This window comes from Paenibacillus sp. FSL R7-0163 (assembly GCF_037969975.1).
GTDB classification, from domain to species: Bacteria; Bacillota; Bacilli; order Paenibacillales; family Paenibacillaceae; genus Paenibacillus_AQ; species Paenibacillus_AQ odorifer.
This window is the reverse complement of the sequence record NZ_CP150224.1, coordinates 6799186-6814597: the sequence shown is the minus strand read 5'-3', so window position 1 is coordinate 6814597 and position 15412 is coordinate 6799186. Positions and strand designations below refer to the sequence as shown.

The 15412-nt window shown below is 46.5% G+C and carries 14 protein-coding genes; all 14 read right to left on the bottom strand.

What is annotated here, in order from left to right:
- Nucleotides 1-172 precede the first annotated feature (172 nt).
- Nucleotides 173-817: an RNA polymerase sporulation sigma factor SigH gene (gene sigH, locus NST45_RS29820; RefSeq protein ID WP_036680496.1), complete on the bottom strand. Its 645-nt coding sequence runs from the start codon at nt 815-817 to the stop codon at nt 173-175.
- A 158-nt stretch (nt 818-975) separates the two neighbouring features.
- Nucleotides 976-1497, bottom strand: coding sequence for an NYN domain-containing protein (locus NST45_RS29815; protein WP_036680494.1), 522 nt, complete (start codon nt 1495-1497; stop codon nt 976-978).
- Between the two features lie 2 nt (nt 1498-1499).
- Nucleotides 1500-2264, bottom strand: a complete 765-nt coding sequence (gene rlmB, locus NST45_RS29810; RefSeq protein WP_036680492.1) for a 23S rRNA (guanosine(2251)-2'-O)-methyltransferase RlmB — start codon at nt 2262-2264, stop codon at nt 1500-1502.
- 36 nt (nt 2265-2300) lie between these two features.
- Nucleotides 2301-2735 (bottom strand): Mini-ribonuclease 3, encoded by a 435-nt coding sequence (locus NST45_RS29805; RefSeq protein ID WP_038573467.1) that lies wholly within the window; start codon nt 2733-2735, stop codon nt 2301-2303.
- The gene (cysS, locus tag NST45_RS29800) at nt 2732-4138 is read right to left on the bottom strand and encodes a cysteine--tRNA ligase (protein WP_339824468.1); all 1407 of its coding nucleotides are present in this window, start codon (nt 4136-4138) and stop codon (nt 2732-2734) included. The genes NST45_RS29805 and cysS overlap by 4 nt, the downstream gene beginning before the upstream one ends.
- Nucleotides 4139-4187: 49 nt before the next feature.
- The gene (cysE, locus tag NST45_RS29795) at nt 4188-4880 is read right to left on the bottom strand and encodes a serine O-acetyltransferase (RefSeq protein WP_036680489.1); all 693 of its coding nucleotides are present in this window, start codon (nt 4878-4880) and stop codon (nt 4188-4190) included.
- A gap of 553 nt (nt 4881-5433) precedes the next feature.
- A complete protein-coding gene (gene gltX, locus NST45_RS29790; protein ID WP_036680487.1) occupies nt 5434-6897 on the bottom strand; it encodes a glutamate--tRNA ligase in 1464 nt (487 codons plus the stop codon).
- Nucleotides 6898-6948: 51 nt separating this feature from the next.
- The gene (gene ispF / locus NST45_RS29785; RefSeq protein WP_036680486.1) at nt 6949-7437 is read right to left on the bottom strand and encodes a 2-C-methyl-D-erythritol 2,4-cyclodiphosphate synthase; all 489 of its coding nucleotides are present in this window, start codon (nt 7435-7437) and stop codon (nt 6949-6951) included.
- Nucleotides 7434-8132, bottom strand: a complete 699-nt coding sequence (gene ispD, locus NST45_RS29780; RefSeq protein ID WP_036680484.1) for a 2-C-methyl-D-erythritol 4-phosphate cytidylyltransferase — start codon at nt 8130-8132, stop codon at nt 7434-7436. Before ispD ends, ispF begins: the two co-directional genes overlap by 4 nt.
- A 95-nt stretch (nt 8133-8227) precedes the next feature.
- Nucleotides 8228-9316 (bottom strand): PIN/TRAM domain-containing protein, encoded by a 1089-nt coding sequence (locus NST45_RS29775; RefSeq protein WP_036680481.1) that lies wholly within the window; start codon nt 9314-9316, stop codon nt 8228-8230.
- A 177-nt stretch (nt 9317-9493) separates the two neighbouring features.
- Nucleotides 9494-10231 (bottom strand): CDP-diacylglycerol--serine O-phosphatidyltransferase, encoded by a 738-nt coding sequence (pssA, locus tag NST45_RS29770; RefSeq protein ID WP_036680477.1) that lies wholly within the window; start codon nt 10229-10231, stop codon nt 9494-9496.
- Between the two features lie 64 nt (nt 10232-10295).
- Entirely contained in the window at nt 10296-11372 is a 1077-nt protein-coding gene (gene disA, locus NST45_RS29765) for a DNA integrity scanning diadenylate cyclase DisA (protein ID WP_036680475.1), read from the bottom strand.
- A gap of 13 nt (nt 11373-11385) precedes the next feature.
- Nucleotides 11386-12753 carry a DNA repair protein RadA gene (gene radA / locus NST45_RS29760; protein ID WP_036680472.1) on the bottom strand — a complete coding sequence of 456 codons (1368 nt, stop codon included), beginning with the start codon at nt 12751-12753 and terminating at the stop codon, nt 11386-11388.
- Nucleotides 12754-12939: 186 nt separating this feature from the next.
- The gene (clpC, locus tag NST45_RS29755) at nt 12940-15408 is read right to left on the bottom strand and encodes an ATP-dependent protease ATP-binding subunit ClpC (RefSeq protein WP_036680471.1); all 2469 of its coding nucleotides are present in this window, start codon (nt 15406-15408) and stop codon (nt 12940-12942) included.
- Between the last annotated feature and the right edge of the window lie 4 nt (nt 15409-15412).

The window sequence follows — 15412 nt, the reverse complement described above, 5'->3', positions numbered from 1 at the left end:
TTCCTTACCATTATGGGGTATTCCGTCTGTGTATAAACCTACCTTCAACGGCAACGACTAAAATCGGCTCAAATAGTAATTTATGGTGCAAGCACCTAATTCTATCCGAGTGATTTCAAAAAGACTAAAAAAAAGAACTCGATGTCCGAGCCCTCTCTTGTTCATTATATCATCAATTGTCACGTACTTCTAGATATCTTTCTAATTTCCTTTTTACTCGTTGTAGAGCGTTATCAATAGACTTTACATGCCGCTTAAGATCTTCAGCAATCTCCTGATAGGATCTTCCGTCTAAATACAACATCAGAACCTTGCGCTCCAAGTCACTTAGAATCTCCGCCATCTTATCTTCAAGACCAATGAATTCTTCTTGATTAATAATTAGCTCTTCTGGATCTAGAACCTGTGTTCCACAAATGACATCCATAAGTGTTCTATCAGAATCTTCGTCATAAATGGGCTTGTCCAAGGAAACATAAGAGTTCAGCGGAATATGTTTCTGACGAGTGGCCGTCTTAATAGCCGTTATAATCTGTCGTGTAATGCAGAGCTCAGCAAAAGCCTTGAATGAAGAGAGCTTGTCACCTTTAAAGTCACGAATAGCCTTGTATAGACCAATCATTCCTTCTTGTACAATATCTTCACGGTCTGCCCCGATCAAGAAATAAGAGCGGGCTTTAGCACGTACAAAGTTACGGTATTTATTAATCAAGTGTTCTAATGCGCCACTGTCGCCACCACGGAAAGCCTCGACAATATCTTCATCACTTATGAAATCATACTCAGACAGCATTATTTCCTTGAGGTCGACACTCACCAAGAATCCCCCCGGCTGCAACGCAAGACACATCGTTACTTCGCGAAATATAGGATCAGTATATATTATGTTACCTTCCACCGTCAACCGGAGTTTGTCCAAAATCAATCTAGAATAGCATAAATTGGAATAAAATATTTCCTGATTCTTCCTCGATCTCACTGTCTGCGCCATTTTTCCAGCTTACTGCGCACATCGGGAGGCAGTTTGTCTTCCAAAGAATGACGAGTAGAACTGACACCGCCAGGTTCGATAGCTTTTTTTACTTGTTTTTGATTCTCTTCAATTTCCAGATGCAATTCCCTTGCCGAAATTCGCAATGCACCTTGTGCAAAAATAATATGCTGCTCTATAAAATCACTCGTAGCCACATAGATCTGCCGGCGCCGATTGCTATATTCCCCAACCAGTCGCTCAATGCATTCATCTGCGGTTTCTTTTTCCTTGGTGAAGTACACCTGGACCTTACCCTGGACAAAAGACCTTCCCAACCCCGGAACACGGTATGCATCAAAAACAGCAATAACTCTTCGTCCAGAGAAAGCCTGGTAATCTGCCAGCAAATCCATCAAGCGGTCGCGTGCTTCCTGCATACCAATCTGGGACAGTGCCACAAGTTCCGGCCAGCCACCGATCATGTTATATCCATCCACAAGCAGCACATCGCGCCAGTCGGCCATAGCTATCCCTGCAGTTGCCGGCGGCGTATCACTTCATACATAATGACTCCTGCGGCGACAGAGGCATTTAATGAATTGATCTTTCCGGCCATCGGCAGCTTAAGAAGCACATCACATTTTTCACGAATCAGGCGTCCCATTCCTTTATTCTCATTGCCGATTACAACAGCTACCGGACCCGTGAAAATATCGGATTGGTATAGATTCTGATCGGTATCCACGTCTGTTCCTACTACCCAGACTCCCTGCTCTTTTAGACGGTCAATGGTCTGACCCAGGTTTGTAACCCGGGCAACCGGAACATACTCCACAGCACCCGCGGATGTTTTGGACACGGTCGCAGTTATCTGAGCCGAACGGCGTTTAGGTACGATTACCCCATGTACTCCAGTACAATCCGCCGTCCGCAGAATCGAGCCCAGGTTATGAGGATCTTCAATTTCATCAAGCAAAATAAGGAATGCCGGTTCTCCTTTGGCTTCTGCTATAGCTAACAAATCATCCACTTCAACATAGGCAAATGGTGCTGCTTGTGCAACCACCCCTTGATGCTGCACACCTGGTGCCAGTTGATCCAGCTTACGCTTGTCCACATGCTGAATGACAATTCCCGCTTTCCGGGCTTCGGCAACGATGGGTGCTGTCAGATGCTTCTGGGCTGTCTCTGCGATCCATATTTTATTTAATGTACGACCAGCACGAAGCGCTTCAAGCACAGAATGCTTCCCTGCCAATATTTCCTCTTCAGTCTTCAATTCTTCTTCCATGTTCACTTCTCCTATTTTCTATTTCGCCAAAGCCTATCACGGCTGTTTCAACATAAACTGTATACCCTTGTGCACAATTTCTTCTATTCTCTCCTGTTGTCCTGTGTAGTACAAGTAACCAATCAAGCACTCAAAAGCTGTAGCATGACGGTATTCAAGCACATCCGCATTCTTAGGAACACTTCCCGATTTCGCATTTCTCCCCTGACGGGCGACATCCTTCTCCTCTTCCGTGAGACTAGGCTCCAAAAAGTTCAGAATTGCACACTGTGCTTTAGCGGATACCAGCCCTGTAGCAGAACGATGCAAATGGTTCGGACGCAAATTCGGAAGAGATACTAAATACTGGCGAACAGCCACCTCATAGATAGCATCTCCTACATAAGCTAGAACAATAGGCGAAAGTAGTCGCGCAGGTTTGGAAGGCTCATAAGGAAACCATCCGTTATCAAACTTGCGTTCCTCACTCATTTACGACGCCACCGCATTCCTTGTGGAGTATCCTCAAGCAATATGCCCAAGCGGCCTAATTCATCACGGATCTCGTCAGACCGGCTCCAATTCTTATTCTTACGAGCTTCAACCCGCTCGGCGATCAACCGTTCAACTTCTTCACTTGCAATTTCCTCTTCCAGTTCAGGCGTCAAACGCAGCACAGCATTCATTTCGCCAAAAGCTTGCAGTAATGCAGCAAAATCAGCAGGAGCAGCCTCGTTATTCGCAAGCGTATGGTTTGCCAGGCTCACCCAATCGAACATAGCCGTGATCGCATCAGGCGTATTAAAGTCATCCTGCATTCTAGCATGGAAATTGGCCACTATAGCCGACAGCTTATCATTAATCTCTGAGTTGACCTCACCTTGAGCACCATCAGCAGCGAGTTCAAGCCGATGTTTAACGTTACTCTCTGCAAGCGTGATCCGTTCAACGCTCTTTTCGGCGGAAGTCATAGATTCCTCTGAGAAATTCAGCGGGTTACGGTAATGGGTCGATAGCATGAAATAGCGGATAGCTCCTGCTTTAAAACGCTCACGGATGTCTTTTACAAGCCAGCCATTACCGAGCGATTTCGACATTTTCTCGTCACCGATGTTGATGAATCCATTATGCATCCAGTAATTAGAGAGTGGTTTACCAGTGAGAGCTTCGGTCTGAGCGCATTCGCATTCATGATGTGGGAACTGCAAATCTTGTCCACCACCATGGATATCAATCGTATCTCCCAAGAACTCCCGCGCCATAGCCGAGCATTCAATATGCCAGCCGGGACGTCCGTCTCCCCAAGGGCTACTCCAGTGCACTTCACCAGGTTTGGCTGCTTTCCAAAGCACAAAATCCTCAGGTTTCTCCTTACGTGAGTCCACCTCAACACGGATACCAAACTGCAGCTCATCCAGATTCTGACGAGATAATTTACCGTAGTCTTCAAATTTTGAAGTGCGGTAATATACATCGCCACCGCTTTCGTATGCGAATCCTTTTTCCTCAAGCTCTTTAATAAATCCAATGATCAGCGCCATGCTTTCCGTTACACGGGGATTCAAGGTTGCCGGTTTAACACCAAGCCCTTCCAGATCCTCACGGTAAGCAGCAATGAAAGTTTCCGCTACCTCTGCTACAGTAGTGTTCATTTCTTCGGCTTTGCGAATCAGTTTATCATCGACATCCGTGAAATTCGTAACATACCGCACCTCATTGCCTAACTGCTCCAAGTAATTCCGGACCATATCAAAGACAATTATAGGTCTAGCATTTCCGATATGCATATATCCATAAACGGTTGGACCACACACATACATCTTAACTTTGCCCTGCTCCTGGGGCACAAACTGCTCCTTGCTGCGTGTCATTGTGTTATATATTTGTAAAGCCATCCTTATTCCAGCCCTTTCTGTTCATCCGGATTCCTTAATACCGGGATGCTTAAATTTCATAGTCACCAATATACTGCTGAGCTTCTGCTATCCGCTGTGCGGTTTTTTGTTTATCTTCTGCGCCAAGCTTTTCCCTAATTTCTTCGATTTCTTTCTGCAAAAACCGCAATGAATCGACAAGCGGGTCAGGCATCTTCGTATGATCGAGCCGATCGGATACCCGTTCTCCATTACGTTTTACCACACGACCTGGATTCCCTACTACTGTACTGTTGTTAGGCACTTCACGCAACACAACAGCATTCGAACCTATATTTGAATTGTCACCAATACGAAAAGATCCTAAAACCTTCGCACCGGAACCAATAACTACATTGTTGCCAACCGTGGGATGTCGCTTACCTTTTTCTTTTCCGGTTCCTCCAAGCGTAACCCCTTGATAGATTATAACATCATCACCGATTTCGCAGGTTTCTCCAATAACAATCCCCATACCATGGTCGATAAACAGCCTGTTTCCGATGACAGCTCCGGGATGGATCTCAACACCAGTCATAAATCTGCTAAACTGCGAAACCATACGAGCCATTGTATACCAGCGGCGTTTGAAAAAAGAGTGGGCGATCCGGTGACCCCAAATGGCGTGCAAGCCGGCATATGTGAAGACAACCTCGAACCAGCTGCGGGCAGCAGGATCGTTATCAAATACCGCCCGAATGTCCGACTTAATATGCTTAAACATCACGGTTCCTCTCTTCTTAACTTCCTTATCTCCTGTTTACAGGTACACAAGAAAGGTATTGTCTCCAGGCCCATCATCCTTATCATACATATGCTGTGAGTGTTCGCTTGGTTTGTTATCTCGTAGAAATATAAGACAAAGAGTATTGTATGAAAATTATTTTTGCTTATATTTAGACAAAAAACGCCCCTGCAGCATAATGCTGCAGAGACGTTTAACCGCGGTTCCACTCTGCTTGAACGAATCAAATGAGCCGCTATTGTAACAAACGGCAGAATTTCTTCATTCCACTTGGCATCATTAACGGCGACGTTCCCGGCGCGATCTAATGAGCCTTAAAAAGGTCATTCAACCGTGCAGCTCACAGGCGCATGTTCTGCCCCGGACAAATGAATAACTCCCAGCCCGAAAGGGTGTCCCTTTCTCGGTTATTCTCTCTGGCAATTGTCTTCAATGGACGTACTTCTCCTGATCACAGCTATTATCATATAATTCTATCTTAGCGCAAAAGACAAGATACTGACAAGGGGGTTTAGTCGTATGAAATACGACCTTAAGCGCCCTTAATTTGTGATTTCAAACGTTCGATAACGCGATTTTTGCCGAGCAAAGCAATGGTTATATTAAGATCACGTCCGTGCGTTTGTCCGGTCAGAGCCACACGAATTGGCATAAAGAGTGCTTTGCCCTTATGACCTGTTTCTTTCTGTACTTCCTTAATCAGAACAGCCATGTTGCTTGCACTGAAATCCTGACAGGCTTCAACCTTAGCCAGAAAAGCAGACAATACCTCAGGGACTTGGCTTTCAGCCAGAACCTGCGCTGCTTCCGTCTCTAACTCTAGGTGACTGCGGAAGAACAGTTCCGATAGCGCCACGATGTCAGAAGCTGCAGTCATCTGCTCTTGATACAACGCGACAAGGCTTTCCGCCCATGCTTGTTGCTCTTCGTTCAGCTCAGCAGGTATTTTACCCGCTTTTTGCAGATGTGGAATAGCTAGCGCAGAGATCCGTTTAGGATCAGCATGCTTAATATAATGATTATTCAGATGCGCCAGCTTGTTTTTATCAAATACAGCCGGGCTTTTGGACAAACGGTCCGCATCAAAAATAGAAATAAGTTCTTCTTTACTGAAGATCTCTTCTTCTCCCTCTGGAGACCAGCCAAGCAGAGAAATGAAGTTAACCAGAGCCTCAGGCAAGTAACCCAATTCATCATATTGCTCGATAAACTGAATAACGGATTCATCCCGTTTGCTGAGCTTCTTGTGGTTGTCGCCAACAATAAGCGTCATGTGACCAAATAAAGGTGGCTCCCAGCCAAGCGCTTCATAGATCATAAGCTGGCGGGGTGTGTTGGAAATATGGTCTTCTCCACGCAATACGTGGGTAATAGCCATCAGATGATCGTCAACAGCTACCGCGAAGTTATAGGTCGGAATTCCGTCCTTCTTCACAATAACAAAGTCACCCATTTCTTTTGTGTCAAAAGAAATACTGCCTTTTACGAGATCATCAAACGCATACGTACGATCTTCTGGCACACGGAAGCGAATGCTGGCAACTCGTCCCTCAGCTTCAAAAGCTAGACGTTGCTCTTCAGTCAGATCACGATGTTTGCCAGAATAACGAGGCGTTTCTCCGCGAGCAGTCTGTTCTTCACGTTCCGCTTCCAGCTCTTCCTCTGTGCAATAGCAGCGGTAAGCCAGACCTCTGTCCAGCAAATCCTGCCAATGTACACGATATAAGTCAAGACGTTCTGTCTGACGATAAGGTCCGTACTCTCCGCCCACATCAACGCTCTCATCCCAATCCATACCCAGCCATTTCAAATACTTAAGCTGGCTCTCTTCACCACCAGCGACATTGCGCTTTACGTCTGTATCTTCAATTCTGATAATGAATTTACCGCCTTTATTACGGGCGAACAGATAGTTAAACAGCGCCGTTCTGGCGTTACCTATATGTAAATGTCCCGTAGGGCTCGGTGCGTAACGCACCCGGACTTCATCCGTCATTGTATTCCCTCCGCTTCATATGGTTGAACTTAATTTACTACTTAGACCATCTCAAGATGATATCACATCTTGGAGTAGACAGACAATAGATTGTGCGGCAATTCCTTCGCCGCGTCCGGCAAAACCAAGCTGCTCAGTTGTAGTAGCTTTAACATTCACCTTGGACGGGTCGGCATTAAGCGCACGTGCGATAATCTCGGTCATTTGTGGAATGTATGGAGCCATCTTAGGCTTTTGGGCGATAATTGTTGAATCGATATTTCCCAGCTTATATCCTCGCTCACGAGCAAGTGCCCATACCTCTTCTAATAACTTCAAGCTATCTGCGTCCTTAAAGGCTGGATCTGTATCCGGAAAATGTCTGCCGATATCACCAAGTCCAAGTGCGCCTAGAATCGCGTCACTAACTGCATGCAGCAGTACATCTGCATCGGAATGCCCAAGCAATCCTTTTTCGTAAGGAATCGTAACTCCCCCAATAATACAAGGCCTGCCCTCTACCAGCTGATGCACATCAAATCCTTGTCCTACAGCGATCATGATTGTCCCTCTCCCCTGTTTCTTTCTGTGAATTCTGCATAATCCAAATCATCAGGTGTCGTAATCTTAATATTTCTGTAGCTTCCCTCTACCACAGAAACCGGAATCCCCGCACGCTCCGCCAAGCTGGAGTCATCGGTGCCCAGAAAGCCATCCCGTTCCGCCGCTGCATAAGCCTCCAGCAAATCAGAAAGACGAAAAGTCTGCGGGGTTTGAATCGCCCACAGACTTCGCCGATCCGGCGTAGACAGTACTTGTCCTTCATTATCCACCTGTTTGATCGTATCCTTGACGGGTACAGCAAGAACCGAAGCACCCATCTGCTTCGCTCGTTCGTAGCAAGCCTCAATTTCATTCGGCTGTACAAACGGACGAACACCATCATGTACCATTACCCACTGTGTCGTAAGTTTCAACAACCCTTTATGTACGGAATGCTGACGCTCAGATCCACCAGTTACTATAGCCTTAACCTTGTCCAGCTTATAGAGCTGTATCCATTCCCGGCAGCGTTCAACATCCTCTTCACCGGTTACGAGCACGATTTCAGAGATCAATTCGTGCTGCTGGAATACCTCCAGCGTATGAACGATAATCGGCTTCCCCTGCAGTAACAAATATTGCTTGCTCTCCGCAGTTCCCATTCGCGTTCCTCTGCCTGCCGCCACAATGACGACGCCCACACTGTTTGACATTAATCTGGCTCCTGTCTTTCACGTATAATCCCATCATAACGTGTTTGGCGGGCATTTCCAACCCATAGGACAGTCCCCATACACTTTATCTTCACTTATTGCGCTTTTTCCAAAAGTTTTGGCTTAGCAAATATCATTCGTCCGGCCGAAGTTTGCAGCACGCTAGTGACCAGAACCTCCATCGTAGTCCCGATATATTCCCGTCCGCCCTCTACAACAATCATCGTTCCATCGTCTAAGTAGGCTACACCTTGCCCATGCTCTTTGCCATCCTTAATGACCTGAACTACGATTTCCTCACCAGGCAGCACTACTGGCTTCACAGCATTCGCCAGATCGTTAATATTCAGTACGGAAACGCCCTGCAATTCGCAAACCTTATTTAAGTTGAAATCATTAGTGACTACTTTACCTTGCAGTACCTTCGCCAACTTCACTAACTTACTGTCAACCTCAGAGATTTCTTCAAAATCTCCCTCATAGATCAATACCTTCACATCAAGCTCTTTTTGAATTTTGTTTAGAATATCAAGCCCACGCCGTCCCCGGTTCCGCTTCAACAAATCCGAAGAATCAGCAATATGCTGGAGCTCTTCTAGTACGAATTCAGGTATGACAATGGTTCCCTCAATAAATCCCGTCTTACAAATGTCAGCGATTCTTCCATCGATAATAACACTTGTGTCGAGGATTTTATGTTCCTCAAGCCCGCGGCCTTCCGGCTCAGCCGCTTGACCCCAGCGTCCAGATGTCCACAGTGCAGCTAGCTCCTCTTTTTTCTCCAAACCGATCCGCAGCCCCAGATATCCAAAAGCTAACGTAGCTGGCACTTGCAGCAGCTGCCCAGCTTTCCCAAGCCAGATCATTGCAGGGTATAACAGAAGAGATAACAGAAGCCCCCCTGTAAGCCCAGCTGCACTTGCAGCTAATTCATTCATTGGAATACGCGAACAGTAGTGAACCGCCTCCCGCAGTTTTGAACCTCCCCATTCCGCGCATAAAGACCCCGCAAACAAAAAAATAATGGCACCCAGCACCGTAAATAAAATGCTTCCTTCTACAGGTAAGCTTTCACCCAGCTTTTCCATCCCCTTGGGGAATCCTCTTTCGAGCGCATGGTATAGCGAAAAACCTGACCAAGCACCACATATTAAGGCAAAAGACAAAATCACTTTTTTCCACATAACCTAACGCACCTCCTTTTTATTCATCCTAAATGGATCTATTCCTCACCAGTATGTTCCAATTTTCAAAACGATAAACTTGGGGTAGCGCTGGAAATGCAAAAAGGCTTTGCCATCCCTTAGGGAAGACAAAACCTTTGGTCATAATTTATTCAGTTACCTTACCTTATGGACCGATTAACCGTTCTTGGAGTGATACACTTTATCCTCTGAACGGCTACGACGACGATGACGGCGTCTGGCTGTCAATCGATCAATATTTTGCTTAAAGCCGTATAATGCGTAAATTCCAAGTAAGACAAAGATCAGCTTAGCGATTTGCTCTGGGAACACAACAGCTACAGCCACTGCAACAACAATAACCACTGGCGCTCCAACCACCGCTTTTTTCGGCAATCCAATCTTTTTGAAATTAGGATATTTAACAGTGCTGACCATCAAATAGGATAAGAGGAGTGTAGCAACGATCATAAACGGAGCCGAAACATCTTTATTAAAAAGAGCTAATGTGGCCAGTACACCACCTGCAGCAGGAATTGGCAAACCGATAAAATAACCCGGAACCCCCGGACGAACATTAAAACGGGCTAAGCGCAAAGCACCAAACACCGGAAAAATCGCAGTTACTGTCCAGCCTAATGCAGAGTTCAAATCCTGCAGGCTTGAGACGTACAAAATAACGGCCGGTGCGACTCCGAAAGAAACGACATCAGATAAGGAGTCCAGCTCCTTGCCAAATTCGCTTTCGCATTTTAGAGCGCGAGCTACTCGACCATCTAAGCCGTCTAACAGCATAGCAATAATAACCATGATAGCGGCCATGCTAATCTTACCGTCAAACGCCATCATGATACCAAACATTCCGAGCATCAAATTACCTATCGTAAAAAGACTCGGAATTGATTTTTGTATCATTTCTTCACCTCAATTTTCTAACTTTGGCCTTTAACGTCCCCAATATTACGTGATTGTATGTTATTTACATTTGCCTGTCAATAAGAACTTGCTTCTGTAAACGTTTGAGCCCATCCTGAATATTACGGGCCCGCACCTCCCCAATTCCGTCCACTTCATCCAATTCAGCAATGCTTGCGGACATCAAATTAGGCAGCATTTCAAACCGCTCCACCAGATTGTGAATGATCACATTCGGAAGCCGCGGAATTTTGTTAAGCAGGCGATAACCACGTGGAGTCACCACTTCTTCAGAGGTAATTGCCGTAGAAGAATAACCCAGTATACGGGCAATATGGTTGTCATCCATCAGATCATCATCGCTTATCCGTTTGAGACCGGCGATAATTTCACGGATTTTATCCTCCTGCTCTTCCTTAGCATAGTCTCTGTATAGAAGCCATGCTTCTTCCTCTGTATTTCCAACCAGTTCTTCCATCTGCATGCTGATCAAGCGTCCTTCGTTGCCCAATTCGTTGATATAACGTTTGATCTCCATTTTTATGCGCAGAACCATCTCTACACGCTGGATAACACCCACTACTTCAGCAACGGTAACAATGCCCTCATATTCTGAAGCTGACAAATTCGTCAGTCCTTGCGTGAGCACTGCTTTATACTTCTCGAGTGTCTGAATCGCTTGGTTAGCCTTTGCCAAAATAGCGCCGATCTCTTTGAGTGCATAACGTATCGAGCCTTGATAAAGCGTGATGATATTGCGGCGTTGTGAAATGGAAACCACCAGCTTACCCGTTTGCTTCGCTACCCGCTCCGCGGTCCGGTGACGGATCCCCGTCTCGATGGATGAGATAGAGGAATCCGGTATAAGTTGTGTATTAGCATACAATATACGCTTTAAATCCTCGCTTAGAATAATAGCTCCGTCCATTTTAGCTAGCTCATATAAATAATTGGGCGAAAAATCGCAGTTAATGGAGAATCCGCCATCCACTACGTCCATCACCTCAGGACTGTACCCTACGACAATAAGTGCCCCTGTCTTAGCGCGCAGCACATTCTCCAAACCTTCCCGAAAAGGTGTACCCGGTGCCGCCAGTCTGAGCAGATCATTCATATTCTCTAATTGGTTATATTCTTTCATATCCCTGTGCCCCCTAATCTAACGCGACCGATAGTGCATCTGCTACGGTACTGACGCCAATAATCTGGATATCTTGCGGGTGCTTCCATCCCTTCATGCTCTTCTCAGGCATAATCACCCGCCGGAAGCCAAGCTTTGCGGCCTCCTTAACGCGCATTTCCGCGCGCGAAACGCCTCTTACCTCACCGGTAAGTCCTACTTCTCCGAAGAAAACGTCGTAAGGTTTTGTTGAAATATCACGAAAACTGGAGGCGATACTAATAGCTACAGCTAGATCAATCGCCGGTTCATCCAGCTTTACTCCCCCGGCAACATTCAGGTATGCATCCTGATTCTGCAGGAACATGCCCATCCGTTTCTCGAGTACAGCGATAATAAGTGCCATCCGCTGGTGATCCATGCCTGTGCACATTCGCCGTGGAGAAGGGAAGTGGGTGGCAGCAACAAGTGCCTGAAGTTCTACAAGCACAGGTCTAGTTCCCTCCATACTGGCCACCACAGTAGAACCAGCCACGCCAAGCGGACGTTCCGATAAAAAGAGCTCCGATGGATTCTCTACTTCGGTAAGCCCCGCTTCACCCATTTCGAAAATGCCGATTTCATTCGTAGAGCCAAAGCGGTTTTTTACAGCCCGCAAAAGTCTATACGTATGATGCCGCTCACCCTCAAAATACAGCACGCAGTCCACCATATGTTCAAGCATCCGTGGTCCAGCAATAGCCCCTTCCTTGGTAACATGACCAACGAGAACTGTTGCAATTCCACGAATCTTAGCGATACGCATAAATCTTGTCGTACACTCCCGAACCTGGGTCACGCTGCCTGGCGCACTCGTTACTTCTGGCATAAATACGGTCTGAATAGAATCGATGACAAGAAATTGTGGCTGGATTTGTTCGATCGCTTCTTCTATGCTTTCCATATTTGTCTCACATAGTACATAAAGCTCCGTTGACAACGCATCGAGGCGATCCGCGCGCAGCTTAGTTTGCCTTACCGATTCTTCGCCCGAGATATACAGTACTCGCAATCCCTGTGTTGTAAGGGCGTGCGAGGTCTGTAATAAGAGCGTAGATTTACCGATTCCTGGGTCTCCCCCTACTAGTACCAGCGATCCTGGTACGATCCCCCCACCGAGAACACGGTTAAGCTCACCTATACCTGTCAGTATGCGCGGTTCCTTGTCACTTTCTATACTTATGATCGACTGTGCCTTTTCTTTACTATGAAAAATAGGGGCATTCATTCCCTGTGTTTTGACTACGCTTTCCGTTTCCTCCACCATGGAGTTCCAAGCCTGGCACCCTGGGCATTTCCCGAACCATTTTGGCGATTCGTATCCACAGTCGGTGCAAAAAAATTTTGTTTTTGCTTTAGCCATTTGTTCTCCTTACGGTCCGAACTGTTTACAATTCGGATCATTTTCTTCTAATGAAAGTTTACCATTTCTACCCCTTTAACGAAAGGTCATTCGGTATTTGCATTAAATGTATATTTTAAATTGATCTATTTCCAATAAAAAAAGCTTCCGCTCCTCTATAAATAAGGAGCGAAAGCCATGTTTATTTTATTCGGATTCTACTTCTTTTTCAAGCGCTGGCGCTACTGGAGCGTCCACTTTAGTCACCACAAGCTCTCCGCCCACCTCATCAATATTGAGGGAATCACCCTTTTGGATATTTCCTCTCAACAATTCCTCAGAAAGGCGGTCCTCAATATGCTTCTGAATTGCCCGACGCAATGGACGCGCACCGAAGGCTGGGTCATAACCTTCTTTAGCCAAGAAGGCCTTCGCTGCATCCGTGAGTACGAAATCAACATCATATTCACGCAGGCGCTTGCGGAGCTCATCAGACATCAACGTAACGATCTCAGCGATATGTTTCTCATCGAGTGAGTGGAAGACGATGATTTCGTCGATCCGGTTCAAGAACTCTGGACGGAAGCTCTTCTTAAGCTCTTCCATAACCTTGCCCTTCATATTGCCGTATTCTGCTCCTGCATCTTGCACAGCCGTGAATCCAAGCGTCGAATTCTTCTTGATTGCCTGTGCGCCTACGTTAGAGGTCAGAATGATAAGTGTATTACGGAAGTCAACTACCCGGCCTTTAGAGTCGGTAAGACGACCATCTTCAAGCACTTGCAGCAAAATGTTGAATACTTCCGGATGCGCTTTTTCAATTTCATCAAGCAGTACTACAGAGTATGGTTTACGACGTACCTTCTCTGTTAATTGGCCGCCTTCTTCATAGCCGACATATCCAGGAGGGGCACCAACTAAACGGGACGTGGAGTGCTTCTCCATGTATTCCGACATATCAATACGAATGACCGCATTTTCATCGCCGAACATAGCTTCAGCAAGCGCACGTGCCAACTCAGTTTTACCTACACCCGTAGGACCGAGGAAGATAAACGAGCCCATTGGACGTTTCGGATCTTTAAGACCCGCACGCGCCCGGCGCAATGCCCGGCTGACAGCCTTAACAGCTTCGTCCTGACCAATCACTCGTTCATGCAGCAGAGCCTCCATGTTAAGCAGACGGTCGGTCTCTTCTTCCTTCAGCTTGCTTACAGGGATCCCCGTCCAGCTTGCTACAACCTGTGCGATATCTTCAGGAGTAACTTCAGAATCCGTGCGTCCTTGTTTTTCTTTCCACTGGTTCTTAGTCGTATCAAGCTCTTCACGGATTTTTTGCTCCGTATCACGCAGGGCAGCCGCTTTCTCAAACTCTTGGCTCTGAACAGCGGAATCCTTCTCCTTGCGGATATCATCCAAGCGCATTTCTAGTTCCTTCAGATTTGGCGGGATAGTGTAAGAGTGAAGCCTTACTTTAGACCCTGCTTCATCGATAAGGTCAATGGCTTTATCCGGCAGGAAACGATCCGGAATGTAACGATCAGACAGCTTTACAGCTTCCACGATAGCTTCATCCGTAATTTTCACACGGTGATGTGCTTCATAACGATCGCGAAGTCCAAATAGAATTTGTACCGCTTCTTCTGGAGATGGCTGATCCACCGTAATCGGTTGGAAACGGCGCTCCAAAGCTGCATCTTTTTCAATATATTTACGATATTCATCCAGCGTCGTCGCACCGATGCACTGAAGTTCTCCGCGGGCTAAAGCCGGCTTAAGAATGTTAGATGCATCAATAGCACCTTCTGCGCCACCAGCACCGATCAGCGTATGAAGCTCATCGATAAAGAGTACGATATTCCCCGCTTGGCGAATCTCATCCATGATTTTCTTGAGGCGGTCTTCAAACTCACCGCGATATTTAGTACCAGCCACTACAGAACCCATATCGAGCGTCATTACGCGTTTGTCGCGCAGTGTTTCTGGAATTTCATTATTAATGATCTTTTGGGCCAGGCCTTCAGCAATAGCTGTTTTACCAACCCCAGGTTCACCTATCAACACGGGGTTGTTCTTCGTCCGGCGGCTCAGTACCTGAATAACACGTTCAATTTCCTTGCTACGACCGATAACCGGATCCAGGTTGCCATCCTTGGCATAAGCCGTCAAATCGCGTGCTAGGCCGTCTAGAGTCGGTGTGCTGACATTAGCAGGTGTTCCGCTATGACTGGATGCAGCCTCGCTGCTTCCCAGAAGCTGAAGCACTTGCTGACGAGCTTTGTTCAAGCTGATGCCGAGGTTATTAAGCACACGAGCCGCGACACCTTCTCCTTCACGAATAAGTCCTAGCAGAATATGCTCAGTGCCGACATACGTATGTCCCAGCTTGCGGGCTTCGTCCATCGACAACTCGATTACTTTTTTGGCGCGAGGAGTATAAGCAATGTTCGTAGGTTGTTCTTGGCCTCTGCCAATCAGTGTCTCCACTTCGTCCTGGATTTTCTCAAGACCCAGACCCAAAGCGATTAATGCTTTAGCAGCAATGCCGTCTCCTTCACGAATAAGTCCTAGCAAAATATGTTCTGTGCCAATATTGTTGTGTCCTAAACGAACAGCTTCTTCCTGCGCTAGCGCTAGCACTTTTTGTGCGCGTTCCGTAAATCTTCCAAACATCATATCT